This is a genomic window from Algoriphagus winogradskyi (genome assembly GCF_900182815.1).
Lineage (GTDB): Bacteria > Bacteroidota > Bacteroidia > Cytophagales > Cyclobacteriaceae > Algoriphagus > Algoriphagus winogradskyi.
In genome coordinates, this window is record NZ_FXUA01000005.1 from 160,385 (window position 1) to 184,853 (window position 24,469).

20 protein-coding genes are annotated in these 24,469 nt (G+C 40.1%); 12 read left to right on the top strand and 8 right to left on the bottom strand.

What is annotated here, in order from left to right; genetic code table 11:
- Positions 1–34: 34 nt before the first annotated feature.
- Positions 35–1,150: an NAD(P)/FAD-dependent oxidoreductase gene (locus QOL76_RS13995; protein WP_283413592.1), complete on the top strand. Its 1,116-nt coding sequence runs from the start codon at positions 35–37 to the stop codon at positions 1,148–1,150.
- Here QOL76_RS13995 and QOL76_RS14000 read toward each other — a convergent pair.
- Entirely contained in the window at positions 1,147–1,989 is an 843-nt protein-coding gene (locus QOL76_RS14000; RefSeq protein ID WP_346771411.1) for a UbiA family prenyltransferase, read from the bottom strand. The genes QOL76_RS13995 and QOL76_RS14000 overlap by 4 nt on opposite strands.
- A gap of 257 nt (positions 1,990–2,246) precedes the next feature.
- Here QOL76_RS14000 and QOL76_RS14005 point away from each other — a divergent pair, with 257 nt between their 5' ends.
- The 3 genes from QOL76_RS14005 to QOL76_RS14015 are packed head-to-tail and all read left to right on the top strand — an operon-like array spanning position 2,247 to position 4,919.
- Complete coding sequence (locus QOL76_RS14005; RefSeq protein ID WP_283413594.1) at positions 2,247–3,323, top strand: type III polyketide synthase; 1,077 nt, start codon at positions 2,247–2,249, stop codon at positions 3,321–3,323.
- Positions 3,323–4,027 carry a methyltransferase domain-containing protein gene (locus QOL76_RS14010; protein WP_283413595.1) on the top strand — a complete coding sequence of 235 codons (705 nt, stop codon included), beginning with the start codon at positions 3,323–3,325 and terminating at the stop codon, positions 4,025–4,027. Before QOL76_RS14005 ends, QOL76_RS14010 begins: the two co-directional genes overlap by 1 nt.
- Before the next feature lie 31 nt (positions 4,028–4,058).
- Positions 4,059–4,919, top strand: a complete 861-nt coding sequence (locus QOL76_RS14015) for a mechanosensitive ion channel family protein (RefSeq protein WP_283413596.1) — start codon at positions 4,059–4,061, stop codon at positions 4,917–4,919.
- 53 nt (positions 4,920–4,972) lie between these two features.
- Here the strand turns inward: QOL76_RS14015 and QOL76_RS14020 are convergent, their stop codons facing one another.
- Genes QOL76_RS14020 through QOL76_RS14030 form a run of 3 tightly spaced genes read right to left on the bottom strand, consistent with a single transcriptional unit; the run spans position 4,973 to position 6,711 of the window.
- Complete coding sequence (locus QOL76_RS14020) at positions 4,973–5,650, bottom strand: nitroreductase family protein (protein WP_283413597.1); 678 nt, start codon at positions 5,648–5,650, stop codon at positions 4,973–4,975.
- A gap of 55 nt (positions 5,651–5,705) precedes the next feature.
- Positions 5,706–6,536 carry a hypothetical protein gene (locus QOL76_RS14025; protein ID WP_283413598.1) on the bottom strand — a complete coding sequence of 277 codons (831 nt, stop codon included), beginning with the start codon at positions 6,534–6,536 and terminating at the stop codon, positions 5,706–5,708.
- A 25-nt stretch (positions 6,537–6,561) separates the two neighbouring features.
- A complete protein-coding gene (locus tag QOL76_RS14030; protein ID WP_283413599.1) occupies positions 6,562–6,711 on the bottom strand; it encodes a hypothetical protein in 150 nt (49 codons plus the stop codon).
- 134 nt (positions 6,712–6,845) lie between these two features.
- On the opposite strand from QOL76_RS14030, the gene QOL76_RS14035 reads away from it, so the two are divergent.
- Genes QOL76_RS14035 through QOL76_RS14050 form a run of 4 tightly spaced genes read left to right on the top strand, consistent with a single transcriptional unit; the run spans position 6,846 to position 10,498 of the window.
- A complete protein-coding gene (locus tag QOL76_RS14035) occupies positions 6,846–8,615 on the top strand; it encodes a MutS-related protein (RefSeq protein ID WP_283413600.1) in 1,770 nt (589 codons plus the stop codon).
- A 44-nt stretch (positions 8,616–8,659) separates the two neighbouring features.
- Positions 8,660–9,805, top strand: coding sequence for a 5-(carboxyamino)imidazole ribonucleotide synthase (locus QOL76_RS14040; protein ID WP_283413601.1), 1,146 nt, complete (start codon positions 8,660–8,662; stop codon positions 9,803–9,805).
- Entirely contained in the window at positions 9,802–10,317 is a 516-nt protein-coding gene (purE, locus tag QOL76_RS14045; protein ID WP_283413602.1) for a 5-(carboxyamino)imidazole ribonucleotide mutase, read from the top strand. Before QOL76_RS14040 ends, purE begins: the two co-directional genes overlap by 4 nt.
- A gap of 37 nt (positions 10,318–10,354) precedes the next feature.
- Entirely contained in the window at positions 10,355–10,498 is a 144-nt protein-coding gene (locus tag QOL76_RS14050; protein ID WP_283413603.1) for a hypothetical protein, read from the top strand.
- Here QOL76_RS14050 and QOL76_RS14055 read toward each other — a convergent pair.
- Positions 10,495–10,956 (bottom strand): hypothetical protein, encoded by a 462-nt coding sequence (locus tag QOL76_RS14055; RefSeq protein WP_283413604.1) that lies wholly within the window; start codon positions 10,954–10,956, stop codon positions 10,495–10,497. The genes QOL76_RS14050 and QOL76_RS14055 overlap by 4 nt on opposite strands.
- Positions 10,957–10,970: 14 nt before the next feature.
- Positions 10,971–11,315, bottom strand: a complete 345-nt coding sequence (locus QOL76_RS14060; RefSeq protein ID WP_283413605.1) for a DUF3127 domain-containing protein — start codon at positions 11,313–11,315, stop codon at positions 10,971–10,973.
- A 349-nt stretch (positions 11,316–11,664) separates the two neighbouring features.
- Between QOL76_RS14060 and QOL76_RS14065 the strand changes: the two genes are divergently transcribed.
- Together QOL76_RS14065 and QOL76_RS14070 are read left to right on the top strand one after the other, a co-directional pair.
- On the top strand, positions 11,665–12,267 hold the full coding sequence (locus QOL76_RS14065; protein ID WP_283413606.1) for an RNA polymerase sigma factor: 603 nt from the start codon (positions 11,665–11,667) through the stop codon (positions 12,265–12,267).
- Positions 12,242–12,475 (top strand): hypothetical protein, encoded by a 234-nt coding sequence (locus tag QOL76_RS14070; RefSeq protein WP_283413607.1) that lies wholly within the window; start codon positions 12,242–12,244, stop codon positions 12,473–12,475. The genes QOL76_RS14065 and QOL76_RS14070 overlap by 26 nt, the downstream gene beginning before the upstream one ends.
- A gap of 35 nt (positions 12,476–12,510) precedes the next feature.
- Here QOL76_RS14070 and QOL76_RS14075 read toward each other — a convergent pair whose 3' ends face one another.
- Together QOL76_RS14075 and QOL76_RS14080 are read right to left on the bottom strand one after the other, a co-directional pair.
- On the bottom strand, positions 12,511–13,383 hold the full coding sequence (locus QOL76_RS14075; RefSeq protein WP_283413608.1) for an alpha/beta hydrolase: 873 nt from the start codon (positions 13,381–13,383) through the stop codon (positions 12,511–12,513).
- A gap of 2 nt (positions 13,384–13,385) precedes the next feature.
- The gene (locus tag QOL76_RS14080) at positions 13,386–14,822 is read right to left on the bottom strand and encodes an aldehyde dehydrogenase family protein (RefSeq protein WP_283413609.1); all 1,437 of its coding nucleotides are present in this window, start codon (positions 14,820–14,822) and stop codon (positions 13,386–13,388) included.
- A 433-nt stretch (positions 14,823–15,255) separates the two neighbouring features.
- Here QOL76_RS14080 and QOL76_RS14085 point away from each other — a divergent pair, with 433 nt between their 5' ends.
- Together QOL76_RS14085 and QOL76_RS14090 are read left to right on the top strand one after the other, a co-directional pair.
- A complete protein-coding gene (locus QOL76_RS14085) occupies positions 15,256–23,457 on the top strand; it encodes a DUF7507 domain-containing protein (RefSeq protein WP_283413610.1) in 8,202 nt (2,733 codons plus the stop codon).
- A 36-nt stretch (positions 23,458–23,493) separates the two neighbouring features.
- Positions 23,494–24,468 carry a PorP/SprF family type IX secretion system membrane protein gene (locus QOL76_RS14090; RefSeq protein ID WP_283413611.1) on the top strand — a complete coding sequence of 325 codons (975 nt, stop codon included), beginning with the start codon at positions 23,494–23,496 and terminating at the stop codon, positions 24,466–24,468.
- Position 24,469 lies beyond the last annotated feature (1 nt).

Genomic DNA, 24,469 nt, shown 5'->3' on the forward strand with positions numbered 1-24,469 from the left:
TGAACGGTTTATATGTAAAATTAAAGGCAGAACTGTGAACAATAAGTACAATACAGTGGTAATTGGAGGTGGACTGGCAGGTTTGACTTCATCGTATTTATTGGCCAAAGCTGGACATGATGTGCTTTTGGTCGAAAAAAAGCAGTATCCCTTTCATCGGGTATGTGGAGAATACCTCTCTAATGAAGTACGTGATTTTTTAGAAAGGGAGAGTCTTTTACCTGAGCAACGTGAGTTTCCGACGATCACATCTTTTCTTTTTTCTGATACTGCTGGGAAAAGCGTAACCACTGCTTTGGACTTAGGAGGATTTGGAGTTAGCCGCTATGTGTTAGATGATTATATCTATCATAAAGTTTTGGAAAAAGGTGGGGCAGTACAAACTGGTGCACAAGTAGATACTGTGGTTTTTGATAAGAGCGAGAATTTATTCAGAATCGGCTTGGCCGATGGAACACAGCTAACAGCCTTTAATGTAATAGGAGCTTTTGGCAAGCGATCTAAACTGGACAAAACACTCAAACGAGCATTCATCGAAAAGAGAAGTCCTTATATAGGGGTTAAATATCACATAAAGACTGATTTCGATAGAAGCACAGTTGCGCTTTATAATTTCAAAGGCGGGTATTGTGGACTGAATACCATAGAAGATGGCAAAGTTAATTTATGCTATCTGGGAGATAGGGGGCAATTGCGGGAATACGGCTCAATTGAGGCAATGGAACGAGAAGTTTTGTGGAAAAACCCAGCGCTCAAGCCCTTTTTTACAGACAGTGATTTCCTTTTCGATAAACCGGAAGTGATCAATGAAATCAATTTTGAGCGAAAGGAGCCTGTGGATAATCATGTACTCATGGCAGGCGATTCAGCTGGATTAATCACTCCACTCTGCGGCAACGGCATGGCAATGGCTATCCATGCAGGGAAATTGGCAGCAGATGCAATTTTGAAAGGAAAATCCAGACAAGAAATTGAAGCTCAATATGAGCATTCTTGGAGATCACTGTTTGAGCGGAGACTCTGGCTAGGAAGGAAGGTTCAGCGCCTTTTCGGATCTAATCAAGCGTCAGTTTTGACAAGAATGTTAATTAAGCATGTGCCTTTTATTTCAGATCAAATCATAAAGAATACGCACGGAAAACCTTTTTAATAGCCCAGAGCTTGTATGATCTGCGTGTTTTCCAGAAAGTAATAAATGAAGAAAGCATTGAGTGCTAATGCCGAGAAATAATTCATCCCCATAGCCCAGTTATAATTAGCATACTTAGATGGATTCACTCGGATGAAATTAAACCAAGTCAAAAAGTAAAGCATAATTGGGGTCATCGCAGCTAGATAAATCCAAAGAATGTTGAGTTGATTACGGTCAAAGAAAAACCACGCAAACCCAGTGCCGGTCACCATAAATGCCATGGCTGAAAAAAGAAAAGTGCCTTTTATTCCCAACACCAAACTTAATGTTCGGTCGCCTCTCCGAGCATCTTCGCTATGTTGATAAACCTGTGTCAGCGGATAGTTTCCCCACAACATCAAGCTGGTAAACAGACCCGGGATCAGCACATGAGGCTTGTATAGGACTTCCCAACTTAAATTGCTAAGTCCGGCATAAGCTGTGGCAAACGTGAAATATCCTTGGAAAAATCCAGCAATGAACCAACTGAGCCAAGGATACTTTTTGATCCGGATAGCCGGGTGAGAATAGGCCATACTCACCAAGCCATAAATCAAAATCATAAGTGCAACGCTGAGATTTATACTTGCACCTATCCAGATCGCAATCAAGAAAAAGGTGAGTGAAAGCCAATAAAGGTCTTGGGTGACTTTTGGTGGATGCTTCAGTCCACCGATACTTTCTTCGTCCTTATCAAAATAACTATTGTAGCCGTTACTAGACGGATATAGAAAAAGATGAAGAGCAATAAACACCCAAAGAATTCTTGACTCATTATGGTTGGGAGTGAGTGCCAAAGCAAAGAAAAAGATGGGCATCAAAAAGAGTGAAAAGGGAATTCGAAGATGCTTAAGGCTAGAACTAGAGATCATATCGTAAATGAGGTTGAGCTAATAACTATTCCAGATGGAGATAGTTACAATGCATTCAGCCAATTTAGATATATTCAATTAACTTGATCAGAAGAACTGAAAATTGGATGAATCAAATTTTCTAGGATTTATTTAATGAAAGAAGCGAAACCGACTAAATCTTTATACATGAAGGCAACCTCCACAAACCCAAACTTCTGTTTATGAGGAGTGGAATCGTAAGTATAGGCCTGGCAAATCCAGGCGACCCTATTGATCAGTCGGTAATAGCCAGCTTTATGCAGAAGGCGCATCAACTGGACGAAGTTGAGTCAAGAAAATTGGGCTTTTTGTATAGAAAGTCTGGAATTTCCAGTCGTTACAGTGTGCTGAATGATTTTGAGAAGTCAGACCCAAATGACTTTACTTTTTTCCCGAATTCAAAAGACTTTGAACCCTTCCCTGGCACAAAGGCAAGGATGGAAGTATTTCGTCAGACGGCTCCAGGTCTTTGTGAAGAGGCTGTGATTAATTGCCTTGCAAAATCTGAAATAAAAGCTCAAGATATCACTCATTTGATATTAGTTTCATGCACAGGAATGATGGCTCCCGGAGTTGAATTAGCCCTGATGAAAAGTCTTAATCTCGATGATGCCGTGGAGCGATACTGCGTACATTTCATGGGTTGCTATGCAGCATTTACAGGGTTGAAATTGGCAGACAAAATAGTGAAAGCAGAACCAGAAGCTAAAGTGCTGCTGGTTTGTGTGGAGCTATGCACCTTACATTTTCAGAAGGAATATATGGAGGATAATATTCTGGCCAATTCACTCTTCGGAGATGGGGCAGCTGCGGCTTTGGTCATGCGATCTGAGAAAGGATTAAAAATTAAATCTTACCTGAGTCAGGTGCTTCGCGAAGGCGAGGAAGATATGGCTTGGGGGATCGGGGATTTTGGTTTTGAGATGCGGCTGAGCAAGTATATTCCTACACTTCTGGATCAAGGCATTAGCCAATTGAAAGAGAAATTTGAGCAGAAATTCAAGTTATCCACAGTGGATAACTTTGCTATTCATCCAGGCGGGAAACAGATACTCCAGAAAGTTCAAGAAGCATTTGGTCTGGAAGAATCTGTCAATTCACATGCATTGGAAGTGCTCAAGCAATTTGGAAATATGTCGTCAGTGACCATACTTTTTGTCTTAGCCCGAATGATGCATGATGATCAAATTCAAGGAGATATACTTTCTATGGGATTTGGACCAGGGCTTACGTTGGAAACTTTACTGCTGGAAAAGTGATGAGTAAATTTGCGCAGCGAAGCGAGGAGAAGGAATTGATGGACGACCTCAATTGCTCTGGCGAAGAACTTAATCAAACTTTGCGCGAGCTAAAAACCATCAATCGATGGCTGGGTGGAAATTATGTGACTACTTCTGGTCTGGCGAAGATTTTTAAGAGTTATCCACAAGATAACTATTCAGTGGCAGACATTGGCTGCGGGGGCGGAGATATGATCAGAGTAATGAATGAATGGGTAAAAACCCAGAAAAAAGTGGTTACCTTTATCGGAATCGACGCAAACAGGAACATTATTGACCTAGCGAAGGTTAGACTACGTGACTTATCAGAAGTCACTTTTGAAGTTCAGAATGTTTTTCAAGAAGAATTTTCTGAAGAAAAAGTAGATATCTCTACGTGTACGCTCTTTACACATCATTTTACAGACAGCGAGTTAGTTACATTGCTGAACTCTCTTCGAGCAAAATCCCGATTAGGAATAGTCATTAACGATTTGCACAGGCATCCACTTGCTTATTATAGCATTAAGTGGTTGACTCGGGTATTTAGCAAATCAAAAATGGTTCAGCATGACGCCTGTTTATCTGTTTTAAGGAGCTTTTCGAGATCAGATTGGGAAAGAATTTTGCACACTGCACAAATAAAAAATTTTGAAATAAGCTGGCATTGGGCTTTTCGCTGGCAAGTGAATATTATATTTTAGTAACAAATCAAACCAACCAAAAGTAAGTAACATGGAAGACTTTGGAATTTCACAAGAAACCACAGATGCATTATATGCGCAAGGTATCAGTCTAGCTGTAGAAGTAGTTCTTAGACTTATAGCTGCAATTTTAGTCTATTTTATCGGGCGATTTATTATCAAAAAAGTACTCAAATTCATAAAGCACTCGCTTGAGAAAAGAGAGGATTCGCCTTCATTGAATGATTTCCTATTTGGATTTGCGAAAATTATGCTTTTCGCAGCCCTAATTATCGCTGTTGCAGTTACACTAGGAATAGATGCCACTTCATTTTTGGCAGTCTTCGGTGCAGCAGGTTTAGCTATTGGTCTTGCACTTCAGGGTTCCTTGTCAAATTTTGCAGGAGGATTATTGATTTTAGCTTTTAAGCCATTCAAAGTAGGGCATGTTATCGTTGCTCAAGGTCACACAGGTGTAGTCAATAGAGTTCAGATTCTTTACACCCATCTAATGACATTTGACAATCAGGAAGTGATTATCCCGAATGGTAATTTGGCAAATTCCGATATTGTCAATATGAGTACACAAGAAACTCGAAGAGCAGAATTGAAGGTAGGTGTAGCTTATGGCACAAACATCAAGCAAGCGAAAGAGATCATTTTGGATATTTTCAATAATGACCCTAGGACTCTGCAAGAACCAGCACCTTTTGTGGCTTTGAATAATTTTGGGGATAGCTCATTGGACATTGTGGTAAGAGTTTGGGCAAAATCAGCAGATATGTGGCCACTTTATTTTGCAGGAATGGAAGCTATTAACACTGAATTTGAGAAACATGGAATAGAAATTCCTTTCCCTCAGCGAGTTGTTCATCAAATCAAAGAAAAAGCTAAAGAAGAAGAGGCTTCTTAAGTTGGAAGGCTAAAAACAGAAAGGCGATCATTGATGTGATCGCCTTTCTGTTTTTAAAACCTTTTTATGATTTCATTAAGAGACTTTCTTTTGATAGCTGGCACGTATGTTTCTGCCTTTGGATAGCCTACTGGAATCAATAGATAGGGTTTTTCATTAAAGGGTCTTTTAAGAATCTCACTCAGAAAATTCATTGGGCTTGGCGTGTGGGTGACAGCGGTGAGTCCTGCTTGGTGAATTGCAGCAATTAGAAATCCACAGGCAATTCCCACGGATTCGTTTACATAGTAATGCTGGATTTTTTCACCATTTTCCATACCATACGACTGCTTGAACACTACAATTAAATAGGGTGCTTCCTCCAAAAACGGTTTCTCCCAGTTTGTTCCCAATGGTTTCAAATCAGATTTCCATTGATCCGGCATCCGGCTCGAATAGCTGATTTTTTCTTCTTCTTCTGCTGCATCTCTGATTTTCTTTTTGATAGAAGGATCTGAAATCAGGCAAAATGTCCATGGCTGCTTGTGCGCACCTGAGGGAGCTGTGCTTGCTGTGAGGATGATTTTTTCCAAAATTTCGATTGGAACTGGACGTGAATCGAATTCTCTAACTGTCCGACGCTGATCCATTTCCTGATAAAACTGCTCTGAGCGTAAAATCATTTCCTCAGGACTGAGCTGCGGACGCTTATATCTGACATGCTCAAATCCTTCAATTATTTTCTTGTCCATAAAAAAAACGGCTAAATCGAAAGATAGCCGTTTAGATTTTATAAATGGAATTGAATTAATCCAGCGTCACTGGCTTTGATCCACTTGGATAGAAGATCGTTGCCATTTTATCACATGCTCCATCTCCGTAGTCCACAGTCACTTCAATTCCACTGTATTGAAATGCCAAGATTCCCGAATTTGGAATTTTCACGCCCGAATCAATACAGCTTTTGGTGTAAATCAGCGGTTCAGCAATTGAAGATGTATAATTAAGTCCTGCGCGGCTTGTACCGGAAGCTGTACCCGTAATGGAAGCTTCGTATTCTCCCTGGGTACCAAGTTTGATGACACGTACTTGGTCGCTCGTCAACGTCACAAACGTATTGTCAGACCAAGTAACTTTTCCATTTTGGATTTTCACTTCCAAAGTGATCGTGCCATTCTCAAGGCTCACACCTTTATTTGTAAGTGTTCTTGTGCCTTCAATCTTATGACCGTTGACTTCATAGTCTTCAAACGTAGTGGTGATTTTTGCACCTGTTATCAAGAGGTTGCCAGTGTAGGCCAAATTGACGATCCCTTTTCTAATAATGCCATTTACGCTAGTACAGCCGTCACCAAAATCAACTTTAATTGTCTTGGTGCTTTCATCCAAGGTGATTATTGCTCCATCACATATATTTGAAGCAGGGATAGTTACGGAGGTTCTAGCGCTGAGTCCGCTGGTACTCAAAACTGAGAGTGTGAGGTTATCCAAATCCTCAAATGCCATATTTACTTCCATGTCTTCATTGACTACTGCAAGATTTGGCACTGGAGGTTCATCATTCATATCACAGCTGGATACGAGCATGATGCCGAAGATCATCAGAAATAAAATTGTGGGGTTAAGTGTCTTTTTCATATTCTTTTACGATAGATTTTGGTAATTATTTAGTTGGTTTTTTTATTGAATTGTTGGGCTTTTTGGACTTTCCGCCTACACAGCCGATGTTCTGCGTAAAAGCGACATCATCAGGCAGAATTCCCATCCCCTTAGAAATGTCCCAGTCCTCAGCTTCTGTTTCCTTGTCTGTCATTTTTTTAGGTTTGTTATTTTCCATAATTCTGATGCAGTTAATGATTAACGTCCATGACTTGCTAAAAATTTGAATAGGTGTCAAGGATTGCGCCAATTTGAATAGTTAGCGTGATTCAATTCCTATCTTTGGGCATGAAAGGATTTGATTTTGAAAATTCTAATCTGTCTGAGAAGCTAAAAACGGTTAAAAGTAAGGTTGGAACCTACTCTCTAATGCGTTTGGTCGTCTTTTTTGGCATGGGTGGATTATTTGTTTTAGCAGTAGCGGAAAGTCCGTTTTGGTTCTTGTTTTTTGGAGTCTCAGTGGTGATTTTCATTTCTCTGATTAGAAAGTATAATTTTCAGAAAGATCAGGAGGCTATTTATCTAGCACTTGAGAAAATGAATATGTCTAGAGAAAAGCGGGTTGGTAGAAATCTAAAAGATCTTGATGCCGGAACTGAATTTCAAGAAAAAGCTCATCCTTTCGCGAATGATTTGGATCTATTTGGAGATCACTCTTTATTCCAACTCCTGAATCATACTGTTTCTAAAAAAGGTAAGGAAACCCTTGCTGCCAAAATAAAATCTGAATTTGAGAGTGTGAAAGCTGGGGCTTTTCGGGAAGCTTCTAGTGAGTTATCCACAAAATCCGAATTTCTTCAAGCGATGGAAAGCATTGGGATTGCTTTTTATAATGAGGAGAAATCAAATTCAGGCTGGACCAAATGGTTGGAAGAAAGTGACAAGAGTACATTATTAGTTACTATTGGAGCTTTCCTCGGTCCAATCGGAGGTATAACTCTTTCTGTTTTAATATATATAGGAATAGTTCCTGGAGCGTTTTTCGGTGTATGGATTTTGCTTGGAATGGTGTTTTTGGGAATGGTATTTAAACCATTGAAGAAGGCGGCTGAGTCGATTCCGAGTCGCCATCAATTGAAAACATATCGCTATTGGCTGGCAGTACTTGAAAAGGAGCCAATGCAATCAACTCTTCTCAAGGAGAAACAGGCACCATTCCTCACCAAAGAGGTCAAAGCTTCTACACTTTTTGATCAGTTGGACAGCTTAGGATTGTGGATCCAAAACCGGATAAATATTCTTTATATCCCGATTAACCTCATTTTTTGGACAGACTTGTTTTTATACGTTAGACTAGTTTCTTGGAAGAAAAAATATGGTCATCTAGTCGCTCACTTTCCAGCCCAGCTAGTAGAATGGGAAGTTTTGATTTCCTTAGGAGCATTTGAAAATGAAGTTGGTGGAAAGGGGAAACTTATTTCTATTGAGAAAGGAATCAAAGCCAAGTCAGTTTCTCATCCTCTACTTTTGCCGGGAACTGCAGTGCCCAATAATTTCAAAATCGACGGAAATCAACGAGTCGTTTTGCTCACGGGTGCAAATATGAGTGGAAAGACCACTTTTATGCGAACGCTCGGGATTAATTGTGTGTTGGTGAATCTAGGCTTGAGACCTTTCGCTGAGGAATTTGGATTTAGTACATTTCAACTTTATACCAGTATGAGGAATTCGGATAATTTGGGAGAAAGTGTCAGCTCATTTTATGCGGAACTTAGTAGGATTAAGAAATTGATCGATAGAATCGAAAAAGGAGAACAAATCTTCTTTCTTTTGGATGAAATCTTGAAAGGAACCAATACCGAAGATAGAATTGCTGGTTCAGAAGCCTTGATTAGGCAAGTGAATGATACCAATGCTTTTGGAATCATCAGTACGCACGATATTGAGTTAGCAGAATTGGAAGAAAGAATGAGTACTGTGTGGAATTACAGTTTTCATTCTGAGATTCATGACCAAAACATAGATTTTGACTACAAAATAAAACGGGGAGCATGCCCGAGTTTCAATGCACATAAACTCATGGAGTTAATGGGAATTCGCTTTCAGCAGGAAAAGTGAGTTCTGTTTCTTGAGATTATATTATTTTTGATTACAAATAAATTATGGCAATACCATCGCAATCACCCATTTTGGGAGTCCTCGGAGGAGGTCAATTGGGCCGAATGCTTATACAGTCGGCAATCAACTATAATCAGGATATCCACATTTTGGATCCAGATCCGAATGCGCCATGCAAGGATCTTTCACAACGATTTACAGTGGGTTCTTTAAAGGATTTTGATACTGTTTATGCATTTGGTCACGGCTGTGATGTTATTACGGTTGAGATTGAAAGTGTTAATACAGAGGCACTTGAGAAATTGCAGCGTGAAGGAAAGAAGGTTTATCCACAGCCTGATATACTGAGCTTGATAAAAGATAAGCGTAAGCAAAAGCAGTTTTATCAACTAAACGGAATTCCAACAGCGGATTTTATCCTGACGGCGGACAAAGCTGAAGTTATCCACAATGCTGATTTTCTTCCTGCTGTAAATAAATTGGGTAAAGAGGGCTATGATGGACGTGGTGTTCAGGTCTTGAGATCTGAAGCCGATTTGGATAAAGCATTTGATGCTCCGGGTTTATTAGAAAAACTAATTGATTTCGATAAGGAGATTGCAGTGACTGTGGCAAGAAATGAGGCTGGTGATTTAATCGCTTATCCTGCAGTAGAATGTGCGTTTCACCCAACTGCCAATTTGGTTGAGTTTCTTTTTGCTCCAGCTGAGATCAGCAAAGAAGTAGCAGAAAAGGCTGAACAGATCGCCAAAGATGTAATTCTGAAATTGGGAATGGTAGGGATTTTGGCTGTGGAAATGTTTGTGACCAAAGAAGGTGAAGTATTGGTTAATGAAGTTGCGCCTCGACCTCATAACAGTGGTCACCATACCATAGAGGCCAATTACACCTCGCAATTTGAGCAGCATTTGCGCTCTGTGATGAATTGGCCGCTAGGAAATCCTGACTTGAGATGTCCGGCTGCCATGATTAATTTGCTCGGAGAAGATGGATTTACAGGGCCAGTTTTGGTAGAAGGGCAGGAGGAAGCACTTGCAGAGCAGGGAGTATACATTCATTTGTATGGCAAGAAAATCACAAAGCCTTTTAGAAAAATGGGGCATGTGACCATTGTATCAGATACCGTTGCAGGCTTAAAAGAAAAAGCGCAGCGAATAAAAGAGTTAATTAAAATCAAATCTATATCATGAATCCACAGGTAGGAATTATCATGGGCAGCCAATCCGATCTCCCGATTATGGCAGAAGCTGCACAAATGCTAGAGGAATTGGGAGTAAACTATGAATTGACAGTTGTGTCTGCACATCGTACACCGCAGCGGATGATTGATTATGCACAATCGGCCCGTGAGCGCGGTATCAAAGTGATCGTTGCAGGTGCTGGTGGAGCGGCTCATTTGCCTGGAATGGTAGCTTCGATGACCAGTCTTCCTGTAATTGGCGTTCCCATCAAAAGCTCCAATTCCATCGACGGCTGGGATAGCATTCTGTCGATTTTGCAAATGCCAGGAGGCATTCCGGTAGCGACGGTTGCCTTAAATGGTGGGAAAAATGCTGGAATTCTTGCGGCTTCTATTGTAGGGTCATTCGATTCTAAGGTTGGAGAAAGTTTGGATGCTTATAAAAAATCATTGAAGGAAAAAGTAGAGGAATCTGCCGCTCAGCTAGAAGCGAAGGGCTGGAAAGAGATTTTAAAGAAATAAAAAATGCGGCTCTTAAGCCGCATTTTTGCTTGTTGCTATGAATTGGAAAAAGATAATTCGATTTAAAATCGGAGATGTACCTTGGGAAGTTCCATTGGATGTTTTAATCCTGATGGGAGTAATTACTTTGATTTTGATGGGAGTCGGGGCTTATTTTGGCTTCCAATTTGGAAGTAGTTAATCCGTAAAGATTCCCCAGCCATCATCATTTTTTTCATTTGAGTCAAAGCCATTTTTCCAGTCTATGAATAGTATGCGGTATTCCTCAATAGCCTCTCGAAGTAAATCAAGATGCTCCTCAGCGTGAGTTTCTTCCATTCCTAATTGATAAGTCATGGTATTCAGGTTTTTAGCATGTACTTTCATGATCATAGCCTTTTCCATTTTTAGTACATAATCAGGGATAGCTTCTGCCGCAGCGAATTTGGTACTCAACACTATCGCATCTTCCATCATGATATTGCCGTAAAGTTCCCTTCGAGCCTCATCCAGACTTCCTACCAAAGCGCGAGTTAAGGCAAAGATGTCCTTTGCCTTTTTCATTAATGGGTGCTTATAGATGTTTTCGTGTTCCTTGCGTGCGTCGAATTCATCGTCTTCGTCCCATCCTGACTCATCATCATCGTCATCATCCCACATAGGACAAGTGTTTTTTAGAAAGGTAATTTATCTTCTTCTCCCTCCGAATGGAAAGTATCCATTTCAGGCATATGTGAAGGGGCTGATCCACCGCCATTTCTATCTACTTTGAAAGCCTTCACTTCAGTGTACCATCGACCATTGTATTCTCTGCTTTCTACATCTATACTCATGGTAACATTATCGCCTTCTGAAATAGCGAACTGATCGATTTTATCCCCCCAAACTGACACGCAAACCTTTTTGGCGTATTGCCCTGGGGTTTCTAGTATATATTCTTGCTTTTTCCAAGAGTTTCCACTTTTTGATGTTCCACCTACTTCGGGTAGTTTTTGGATAATTTTTCCGCTCAATTCCATTGTATTTTTTTTAAATTTCTATCTCCGCGAAGTTACACAAAGCACTTGAAATGTCCTGTTCGTATAGGTTCAATTTACTTCTATCTAAATGTGGATTTTAACATTTTTTGGCATAAACATTGGTTAATGTGTACTCTGGATTTTGTATGTTTCAAATAATGTATTGGCTTTGATACTATTTGAAAAATAAAATTTGGATTATGTTCTTCATGAGCTTTGTGAAATAAAATCCTTGAATTTTTTTTGCAGAGTTGTTTTCGAAATCCTACTTTTAAAGACCTTTCTTTTTCTTTCACCCTTACTGGATACTATGGCCTAGACCTTTACGTTTATAATAAACCAACTTAAAATGAGTAAGCGAATTGGTCCTAAGGACAGTGAATTGATTGCACAGTATCGAAATGGTAGTGATGCTGCCTTTGATCTCTTAGTAGATCGATATAAAGGTAAAATGTATACCACAATATTTTTGATCGTTAAGGATCAAAAGGTCGCTGAAGATTTGCTTCAAGATGTGTTTGTCAAAGTGGTCAAAACACTTAATTCAGATAAATACAACGAAGAAGGGAAGTTTCAGCCTTGGGTGATGCGGATAGCTCACAATCTGGCCATTGATTATTTCAGAAAGGCCAAAAGATATCCAACCATATTGATGGAGGATGGTTCTAATATATTCAATTCGCTGAGATTTGCAGAAGAGAATGTAGAAGACCGACAGGTAAGGGATGAAAATATTGAGCTCGTGAAGCGTCTGATAGAAGAGCTACCCGAAACTCAAAAGCAGGTTCTGATTATGCGCCATTATCTGGATATGAGTTTCCAGGAAATAGCGGATCAGACAGGTGTAAGTATTAATACTGCTCTTGGAAGAATGCGATACGCGCTGATCCATCTGCGGAAGAAGATGAAACAACTAAATTTTGCATATGATAAAACCATTTACCCCAAATGATCTGATAAGATATATTTATCAGGAAATGTCTGAGGTAGAGCAAGAACTCTTCGTGCAAGCCTTGCATAGTGATGATTCACTGATGCAAGAATATGTAGAAATGCTGAGCACAATAGAGCAGATGGATCAAATCCAGCTACAACCTTCGGAAAAAGTAGTACAGGCGATCAAGTCGAGAGCTCAATCTACGGGACTCGAGCGAGTCTGACAATATGGTAATCCCGCTTCTGGCGGGATTTTTTGTTATAGTTCGTTGATAAAGATAGCAGCCTGCTGAAATAAGGAAGGGTAAGTTTGGAGTGCAAAGCCATGACCTTGATTGGGCACTATAATGAAATTATGTGCTACATCAGCCTCAGTTAGGGCTTTTTCTAAAAGGAAGCTTTGCGAAATAGGCACTACTGTATCATCAGTGCCATGAAAGAATATGGTGGGGACAGATTGGCTGTCAACAAATGTAATCGGACTGGAAGCCGCATAAGCTTCGGGTCTTTCCCCGGGATTTCCTCCTAATAATCCTCCTAGACCAGTTACCGTAAGAAAGCTGAAGTCATAAAGCTCAGCTAGATCGGTGGGAGGAAAAAACGCTACCACAGCTTTTATGTTTCCAAATGGCTTATGCTTATAGGCGTGCAGTAATGCCAAATGTCCTCCTGCACTTGCTCCAGCCAATATAATCGTGTCAGATATATTCCATTCATCTGTTTTGCTTACTACATAACTGATAGCTTCTATTACGTCATTTTCTTGGGTGGGAAATTTATTTGTTCCGTTGGCAAGATTATAAAGGCTATAATTGATAGAAACGAAAGCGTATTCGGGAAAGGCGGAGGAAAGGGAATTTTTAAATTGCTTGAACTCGTCTTTACTCCCTTCGATCCATGCGCCTCCATGGATATAAATAAGCAGTGGGGTCTTTTCAATAGAACGGCCTGCTGGTAAATAAACATCCAAAAGCTGGGTTGAGTTAGGCCCGTAGGATTGGTCGGACAAATCCAGTGCTGTAAGTTCTCCAGTTGGATTTTCATCCCGCTCCGAGGAACAGCTGCCTAGGGCTAAAATCAGGAAAACCCCTAAAGTTAATTGTTCAAAAAGTCTATAAATCCTAGGTGTCATTTTTAGAACCATTTAATAAGTGAAGCAATAATTTGTTTCGCTTTGATTCCGTAGGGTGGCCTTAGCAGTGTCACATTATTAATACCGACTCGCTGCTTGAGTACACCCTTTTCATTGCTAAATGCCAGAAACCCATGGTAACCATGCGCTTTTCCGATACCACTATTATTTACTCCTCCAAATGGTAACTCCAAATGAAGGAAATGTAAAACGCAGTCATTGATTACGGTATTTCCGGAGCTTGTTTCCCTTAGGACCTTTGAGGTCTGTTCTGAGTTTTTGCCAAAATAATAAAGGGCTAATGGTTTAGGTTTGGAATTGACGTATGCTATTGCGTTTTCTAAAGAACTATAGCTCAGGATAGGTAAAATAGGTCCGAAGATCTCCTCTTGCATTACCTGCATATCATTATTGACATTTGTCAGAATAGTAGGATCAATATAGCGAGTAAGGGGGGTATACTTTCCTCCGAAAACTAACGCTGCGCCTTCCGATAAAGCATCTTCAATAGTTTGTGTAAGCCTTTTAAAATGCTTGTCATTAATAATCCTAGCCATATCAGGTGACTTTTCTATCCCTTTATAATCCGGGTCATACATCTTTTGTAGTGCCACTTTCATTTCCATGATAAGTTTCTCCTGCTGAGATTCATGCACCAGAATATAGTCTGGTGCTATGCAAGTTTGTCCACAATTGACGTATTTTCCCCAAATAATCTTTTCAGCTGCATCTGTTAAATCCGCATCCTCATTCAGGATGACAGGAGATTTTCCTCCTAATTCTAAAGTGACTGAAGTCAAATTCGCAGCTGCGGCCTTCATTACAATTTTTCCTACTGAAGGACTTCCTGTGAAGAATATGTGATCAAAAGGAAGTTTTAGTAATTCAGTAGAAATCTCCACCTCACCTAAAACTACAGCCACTTCACTTGGATCAAAGAGTTCTGAAATCATTGTAGAGACCAGATCAGAAGTATGTGGAGTCATCTCTGATGGTTTGATAATAGCCGTGCAACCTGCGGATAAAGCAGAAATTAGAGGGCCTATCGTCAGATTAAATGGATAGTTCCATGGGGAAATTATCAGCGAAGTACCTTTCGGTTCCAGGTAAATTTTGCTGGATGTCCCAAGCATGGGAAGAGGAGTTGGAACCGAATTTGGCTTCATCCATTTCTTAAGATTTTTGATGCTATGGTTGATTTCTGCAGTGACGGGGAATATTTCACTGAGGTCTGTTTCAGCTTCAGGCTTTCCAAAATCGTTCTTTAGCGCCTCACGAATTGCTTGTTGATTATCTTTTATCCAAGATCCTATTTTTTTTAAGTGAGCTATTCTCTCCATTGCTGTTGAAGTCCTCCAAGCTAAGGAAGTCAGTTTCTGGCTCTGCAAAAGAATGTCAAGGTTTATGGTTGAGGGGGCTTTGCTTTTGTGTTTTAGCATTTTGACAATTCTTGATGGTTCTGGGCTGTCTATGAATTTAATGTACAAATATTTTTCCGGGAAGAGGGTAATCAAACATACTTTATTAATGAGGTTTCTCTCCCATAATATTATAAAAATTTCACGCTTTTAATCTAGTGGGAAATACTTTTCAACACCTGTAAAATTATTTTCACATAAAAAAAAACGTATTATGTATGAATATTTTTCATATAAAGCTTGCATATGAAAAACATAAAAGTGTATTTTTACAGCAAATAAATAGTGTTTATTGGAAAATTGGCTACTTATTCAATCATTTTTAAATGATTTAGTCTCCAGAAACAAGGAAAAAAGTAGTTTGAGAAGCAGATTTTTTCTCTACTAAGTATCTGAAAAAGAGAATATTATAGAACGACAATTACGAACTAGAAAAATTTTAAATACTAACGATATGGACAGTACATCCAATTGTCAATTCAGCTCCCGACCACAAACCAGTGGATTTTTCGAAAGGGGTAAATTTCAAAAAAGTAGTTTAGGGTTAATTGCCTTTATCTCTTTTTTTATTTTTGGTTTATTTTTGGGCTCGAGTGAATCCATTGCTCAATCAACAGTTCCGGGAACAATAGTCGGATCAACTCCTTTGAATATTAATCCGAATTCTCCCCCTGCCTGTCCGCAAAACAATATGCGAGTAACGGGCTTGGAATTCAGAGATCAAAATGGGAATGTAATTGATCCTAATAATCTTAATGAACCTCTTGGAACACCCATCACCGGGACTATTTTTGCCACTTTTGCGGTGAATGGCCAAGGGTATAACCCTTATATTCAATATGATCTATTAATCAATAATCAATTGATTACATCTAAATCTCTGTGTGTAGTTTCACAAAATGCAGGAGGTCAAACTATAAATATAAGTAACGGGCAAAAATTACGTATTGACAATTTTACATGGAACTATGGGGATAAAGTTGAAGTTAAAAATTTCTATTTAACATGGACAACAGGTAATGCGTCAGCTAGTGATAAAACTTGTTCAGCAGACCTTGGGAACTCTCAGTGCTATTTTTCAGCTCCTGGCTTTATAGTTAATACACCTTTAGTTGCGAATTTTAATGCCGTGACTTCTTGCGAAAATCTAAATGTTTCTTTTACCAATTTGACTACAGGTGGTGATCCTGCAATTTCTGCTACTTATTCTTGGAATTTTGGAGATGGTAATTCTTCCACTTCTGCCAATACAAGTCATACTTATTTATCGACTGGAACATTTACTGTTACACTTACATCTACAAAATCTGGAGTAGTTAAAACTATCTCTAAGGATGTTGTTTTATATCCTGCATTAGGTGCCAGTGGAATAAAAGCCGATGATGATTGTAGTGATAATAATACTGGTTCCATTGATTTAAGTGTTTCTGGAGGGCTTGCTCCTTTTGTTTATTCTTGGAGCACAACTAACGGATCCGGTTTAGTGGCGGGTGTTGAAGATCAGACTGGATTATCTGCAGGAACTTATTCAGTAATTGTAACTGATGATAGAGGTTGTACGGTTACTAAAGAGTTTACAATCATCAAACCTAATCAAGCGCCTACTCCTAGTGGTGATGATGCAGTCGTTTGTGAAGGCTCTTCAGTTCTTGGTTATAATATTACTGCGGATCCAGGGTATAGTTTGATTTTTTATGATTCGAATGACCCTAACGCTTCTCCAATTGTTGGGACTCCTACAGTTGATCCTTCGTCCAGTGGAACAGGTACTTTTTCGGTTTGGGTGAGCCAAACAAAAGCTGGAGAATGTGAAAGTGAGAGAGTGGAGGTTTCTATTCAGGTAGTTAATTGTGGTATTTCTATAGTTAAGCAGGGTGAATTTAAAGGTGAGGGTGAATGTACAGTCGTTGGTGATCCAATTTTATATACATTTTTAGTTACCAATCTTGGAGATATCACTCTTCAAAATGTTGAAGTTACGGAACTAACTTTTTCTGGAACCAATGGTGTTCCTACGCTTACTTTTGTTAACTCCTCTCAGGGTAGTCCAGCAGGGACTCTTAAGGCAGGAGAAATAGCCGCTTACACCGCAACCTATTATGTTTCTCAGGAAGATATTTTAGCGGGCAAAGTTGAAAACCAAGCAAAAGTTACAGCTGATGCAGGCACTTTAGATTTGGAGGATATTTCTGGTAGTGGTTTTAACTTTAATGAGTGGAACCTTATTGTACGTAATAATGTGACAAATTCATCTGAAGTAGAAGGATCCTCTTTAATAGGAGGTAATTTGTCAGGTACGTCAAACTATTCTATTGTTTCGCCAACAGCATCAAATGGAGCTGGTTTAATGCTTGGAGGGGATTTACTAAGTGGTTCTATTCAAATTAATGCGGGTGGTGATTTCTACATTGGAGGATCATCAGCAGGAGGCACAGTCAATTTAAATGGTGGAGCACAATATTCTACGACTGAAATACCTGCTTTAGTAAGTGAAGCATTTGCCCAAGCAAATGCACTATCTGCATATTTAGCAGCGCTTACTTCCACAGGTTCAATAGATGGTGGAGGGAATATGACTTCTCCTACTACTACAAATGTAAATGGGGAAGAGCTTGCTATTTATTCCGTTACCCAAGCAAGTATTAATGGTCTTGGTCAATTGAATTTAAATTTTGGTACAGCTGATGTTGTAATCATTAATTTTGATGCTTCTGGAAATGGTGGTACGGCAAGTTTAAGTGCACCTCCAAATTTGATAGGAGCTTTTACTGGTAGTCAGAGAAAAATCATTTGGAATTTTGTAAACACTACACAAGTGAATGTTAACAATTCATTTGAGGGTATGCTTTTAGCACCAAATGCAAATTTGATCCATTCTGGAGGCCAAATTAATGGAAATGTTATTGTTGATAATATTTCTAGCATGTCGGCTGAAATCCATGACTATATTTTTAATGCAAATGTGACTAATCTTGGTCAATCTGGAGAGTCAGGATTGACTGTGGTTTATTTGTGTCAGAATCCAAGCTTGACGATTACTAAGACAGTTGATCAGGAGAGCATCAATGCTCCTGCGACGTTGAACTATACGATTACGGTGGTAAACACTGGAAATGTTGCCTTGACCAATGTGGTTGTGAGCGACGTATTGCCAGACGGCAGTGCAGGAGTTCTTACCCAGACGCAGGGTGACGACAGCGGGCCACTAGGCTTCGGTGAGACCTGGATCTATACGATCAGCTATGCAGCGGATCAGGCGGACATCGACTTGGGCGAAGACCTGGAGAACATTGCATCGGTAGTGACTACAGAGCTTCCGACACCACAGTCTGATAATGCGATCACTGAGATCACCGCAGAGCCAGCGTTGACGATTACTAAGACAGTTGATCAGGAGAGCATCAATGCTCCTGCGACGTTGAACTATACGATTACGGTGGTAAACACTGGAAATGTTGCCTTGACCAATGTGGTTGTGAGCGACGTATTGCCAGACGGCAGTGCAGGAGTTCTTACCCAGACGCAGGGTGACGACAGCGGGCCACTAGGCTTCGGTGAGACCTGGATCTATACGATCAGCTATGCAGCGGATCAGGCGGACATCGACTTGGGCGAAGACCTGGAGAACATTGCATCGGTAGTGACTACAGAGCTTCCGACACCACAGTCTGATAATGCGATCACTGAGATAGATCAGGATGCGAGCATTGCAATTGTGAAATCAGCTTCTGTAGATTCTGATGACGACTGCTATGATACTGATGACTTAGTAACCTACACTTTTGTGGTAACCAATACTGGAAATGTGACCTTGCAAAATGTGGTGATTGATGAAACTTACCACTTCACTGGAACAGGAACATTGGGTGCAGTAATGTTTGTAAGCAGTAGCATGAGTAGTTCAGAGGGTGTTTTGTTGCCAGGTGAGACGGCTACATACACTGTAGAATATATAATTACTCAAGAAGATACTGACACAAGGTTCATTAATAACCAAGCAGAGGTTACTGCTAAATATGGTGATGGCTTGTCTGTAGATGATTTATCTGGTGATTCAATTGACACTGATAATGAAACTCAGGTTGATTTGTGTCAGAACCCATCTCTAGACGTTACCAAAACACTTATATCTAATGACGATGAATTAGCTGGAGACTTAAGCTACGAAATCAAGGTTGAGAATGATGGCAATGTGACCTTGTACAATATCTATGTAGAAGATGAGACTACAGGTGATAATTGGACAATTGCTGAATTGGCTCCTGAAGGAGAAGCAACATTCACTGTGATTGTTACCATTACTCAGGAAATGATCGATGGTAAGTGTTATGAGAATACAGCATTTGCTGAGGCGAGAGAATACAATGACGAGCAATCTCAGCCAGGGTCTGAAAATCCAAGTGCAGAGTATATAGTGATAGCAAGAGACATGGATTCTGTAACAGAATGTTTCACACAAACTCCGGCTATTGCAATTGTTAAATCTGCAGAGGTTAGAAGTGACGATGATTGCTACGACACTGGAGATACGGTTATTTATACTTTCCTAGTGACAAACACAGGAAATGTAACTCTAGAGAATGTTGATGTAAATGAGACTAGCTTCACTGGTTCAGGAACATTCGGCGCTATCACATTTGTGAGCAGCAGCATGACTAGTACTGAAGGAATGTTGAAGCCAGGTGAGACAGCTACTTATGAGGTGACTCAAGCGGATACTGATCTTGGTTATATCAACAATCAAGCAGAGGCAACTGGTATGTTCGGTGAACAAACTGTAAATGATCTATCAGGTGATAGCAACGATGATGATAATGAAACTCAGGTTGATCTATGTCAGCAACCAGCTATTGCAATTGTTAAATCTGCAGAGGTTAGAAGTGATGATGATTGCTACGACACTGGAGATACGGTTATTTATACTTTCCTAGTGACAAACACAGGAAATGTAACTCTAGAGAATGTTGATGTAAATGAGACTAGCTTTACAGGATCAGGATCATTAGGAGCTATCACATTTGTGAGTAGCAGCATGACTAGTACTGAAGGAATGTTGAAGCCAGGTGAGACAGCTACTTATACAGCTACTTATGAGGTGACTCAAGCGGATACAGATCTTGGTTATATCAACAATCAGGCAGAGGCAACCGGAATGATCGGAGAACAAACTGTAAATGATCTTTCAGGTGATAGTAACGATGTTGATAACGAAACTCAGGTTGATCTATGTCAGCAACCAGCTATCCAGATTGTGAAATCAGATAACGGAGCTGTAGTAGATGCAGCAGGCGATGTAATTACTTATACATTAACAGTTACGAACACTGGAAATGTGACCTTGACAGATGTGATGGTTACGGATCCATTGACAGGACTAGATCAAAATGTAGGAACATTGGCCCCTGGAGCATCTAAAGCTGTGAATACAGATTATGTGGTGACTCAAGGAGATATGGATGAAGGTTCAATCTTGAATACTGCGCTTACGACAGGAGACGCTCCTGGAGATAATGATCCAAGTGATGATGATCAGGTTGAAACACCTGTTATCCAGATACCAGCTATCCAGATTGTGAAATCAGATAATGGTGCTGAAGTTGATGCAGCAGGCGATGTGATTACTTATACATTGACTGTTACGAACACAGGAAATGTGACCTTGACAGATGTGATGGTTACTGATCCATTGACAGGACTTGATCAAAATGTCGGAACATTGGCCCCTGGAGCATTTACAGCTGTGAATACAGATTATGTGGTGACTCAGGCGGATGTAGACGCTGGTTCAGTATTGAATACAGCATTGACGACGGGTGATGGCCCTTCCGAGGATGATCCAAGTGATGAGGATGAGGTTGAAACACCAGTAATCCAAACTCCAGCTATCCAAATTGTAAAAACAGATAATGGAGCTGAAGTTGATGCAGCAGGCGATGTAATTACTTATACATTAACTGTTACGAATATTGGTAATGTGACCTTGACAAATGTGATGGTTACGGATCCATTGACAGGACTTGATCAAAATGTCGGAAAATTGGCACCTGGAACATCCACAGCTGTGAATACAGATTATGTGGTGACCCAGTCAGATGTAGACGCTGGTTCAGTATTGAATACTGCTCTTACTAGAGGAGATAGTCCTGATGATGAAACTCCGACAGACGAAACGGAAGAGACCACACCAATAGTCCCTATGCCTTCTATTACATTGGACAAATCAGTTGATGTAAGTTCGGTAAGCAAAGAAGGAGTGGTATTGAACTATACTCTATTGGTGAAAAACACGGGTAATGTAACACTTACAAGTGGTGAGCTGAAAGATCCTAAAACAGGATTGGAACTAGGTTCACTCACGCTGGCTCCAGGAGAAGAAAGAAGCTTCCAGACCACCTACACAGTGACTTTGGAAGACATACTTAGCGGAGAACCTATTCTGAATGTAGCCACAGTGAAAGCGGTCCATGAAAATTCAGGTACTCCAGTGGAAGCAGAAGATAATGCGGTTGTTACTGTAGATCTGACTGCAGGCATTCAAATAGACAAGACAGCTGATAAAACGGTAGTCTATGAAATTGGAGAAGTAATAACCTACACTATCACAGTGACCAATACGGGAACAGCACCATTGGTAAATGTGGAAGTAAATGATCCAATGACAAATTTCTCTGAAACAATCACGATGTTGCTACCAGAAGAGGAGGTTGAGTTTACCACTACCTACACTGTGACAGCCTCTGATATTGCGAAGCAGGAAAGCTTAATCAATGTTGCGATAGTTACAGCGACAAATCCTGTTGATCCTGATAGTCCAATTACGGAAGAGGATGATCATGTAGTGGAAATTGGTTGTATCGATGGTACGCTTATCACAGGCATCATTTACAACAATGAAACGGGTGAGCCATTGGCTGGTGTGCCAGTTACTTTGGTTCCACAAGAGTCAACCCCTGGTGATATCCTGATATTAGTGACAGGTGCAGATGGTCGATATACATTTAAAGATTTCGCTCCTGGTCAATACCTGGTACAAGTACAGGATGCAAACTTGAATGGTGCTAGAGGATTGTATCCAGTAGAAAGTTCCTTGTTCTTTACTTTCATTGAGAATTGTAAGTATCAAACACATGACTTCGGCTACGAAACCTATGACGGAATTGTTCTTGGAGACTTTGTATGGTTTGACTTGAACGGCGATGGAATACAGAACGAATGGTTCGATGCAAATAACGATGATCAGGTAACTAAGAATCCTATTAATGGTACTCCTATAAGTATTAGAGAATGGGAATGGTTTGATCTAAATGGTGATGGTAGATATGATGGTCCTGAGAATGAAGGCGAATTGAATAAGGCTGGATTCGGTAATGATCAAAGTGCAAATATCATTGTCACTGGACCTAACGGCTACACTGATGATGTAATTATCGGTATCCTTGGATACTGGAGATCTAGACCAGATGCCGGGCTAGGAGACTATACAGCAACTATTGAAGTTGATGAATTCTTAAGTCAGCAAGCTGTATTCATTAGAGATACAGGTTTGATCAAGATCTTACCAGATCCAGGTGCTAGAACACAGGGTATCAATGAAGGTATCAGATTTGAAACGAGATGTGGTGTAACGACTGATAACTCTCATACAAGAACTGCCACCGCATCTGAAGTTGTATTCCTTGATATGGACTTCGGAATCAGATGTCTGGAAGCTGAAGTGAGAATTATTGCAAATGATGACGACTTTGGTACTTACTTCTTAAGCTATGGCGGATTGTTAGGAAATATCCTAGATAACGATCTGCTTGAAGGTCAGCGTCCTGATCCTGCTGATGTGGACTTTGAATTCACAGAACTTGACGGAATCGTAGGTCTATTGATCGATGAAAATGGAGAGTTGAGCTTGATCCCAGGAGTGAATGAAGCAAGAGAATATACATTGAAGTATACTCTTCGTGAAACAGCATTCCCAGATAACCAAGATGATGCCTTAGTTGTATTCAGATTGATGAATGATGAAGTGGATCTTGGAGTAACCAAAACATCCTTTGAGGCTGAAATATTTGAAGGTGACGAATTTGAGTATGAGATCGTCATCACCAATGGAGATACGCCGGCGACGAATGTGGTTGTGACAGATAACCTTCCTGCTGGGGTGACTTACATCAGTAACACTGTAACCGCAAATAGTACAAATGCTACGGTTAGTGATAATGTGTCAGGAAGTGCCATTACTTGGACAATTCCTGCACTGGAAGCTGGAGCTACCATCACTATAAGAGTTAAGGTGAAAGCAGTAACACCGGGTACAATTACTAATACAGTGATTATTGGATCTGATGAAGATGATACTGATGATTCTAATAATCAGGATGACGATGTGAATACAATTAAGCCATTCCACATACCAAATGTGATCACTCCTAATAATGACGGAGATAACGATACTTTTGAAATTGAAGGAATTAATATATTTGTAAGCACCGAGATAACTATCTTTAACAGATATGGTGACCATGTTCTAGAGCAGAAGAATTATAAGAATGATTGGAATGCTCCTGGTCAGACAGCTGGCACCTACTTCTACATACTAAAAGGTGTAGACACTAGTGGTAAAGAACATGAGTACAAAGGTTGGATACAGGTAATTAAAGACTAATCATTGGTCTACGGACAGGAAGAAAATAGATAGCATATGAAAACTACTTTTAAAATCATTGGAATGACCTTTCTGGTGGCCATACTGGCCACCGGGGGGACTTTTGGGCAGCAGCTTCCGCAGTTCAGCCAGTATATCTTTAACGGGTTACATATTAATCCAGGGTATGCAGGCTATAAACAGGAGGGCTACATTCAGTCTACTTACCGCAGCCAGTGGGTTAATTTCCCTGGGGCTCCCGAGACCTTCACAGTTACAGCAGATTTGTCTGCTAACGAAGGTTCAATGGGATTCGGGGTATCGTTTCTGAGTGATAACTTAGGGCCGACAAAAACCACAGGAGGCTTGTTGACCTATGCTTATCGTATACAAACAGGAGCAAATAGTCAATTAGGACTAGGAGTCAGTGCAGGGTTTTCACAATATTCCATTGATGGAAGCATGCTCGATCCTAATGACTATCCTGATAGCGAAATTCCTGACGGAAGAATCAATCTAACCGCACCTAACCTCAACACAGGGTTGTTTTTCAACACCAAAAAGTTCTATGCAGGTTTCAGTGTATACAATATGATTGGTAAGAAGTCACTGGAGAAAGAAGATGTTGCCTTAGCCTATCATGATTTTCACTATTATTTAACCGCAGGAGCACTGTTTGATTTGGGCAAAACTGTCAAATTCAAGCCAAGCTTCTTAATTAAGGAAGTCAAAGGAGCTCCTACCAACTATGATATCAATGCGATGTTTTTATTCGCTGAGAGGATTTGGGTAGGAGGGTCTTACAGAAGTAATATCAAGATCTGGAATGATAATTTGCAAGAGAATCTAAACAGTCGAAATGCAGTTGCGGCGATTGTTGAGATCTACGCTACCAAGCGTTTAAGATTAGGTTATGCTTATGACCATAACCTCAATGTGCTTAGCAACTACAGAAATAACTCTCATGAGCTATCTGTAGGTTACTATATCACTCCAAAAACAGCAGTAATGAAAAACCAAAGATGGTTCTGAT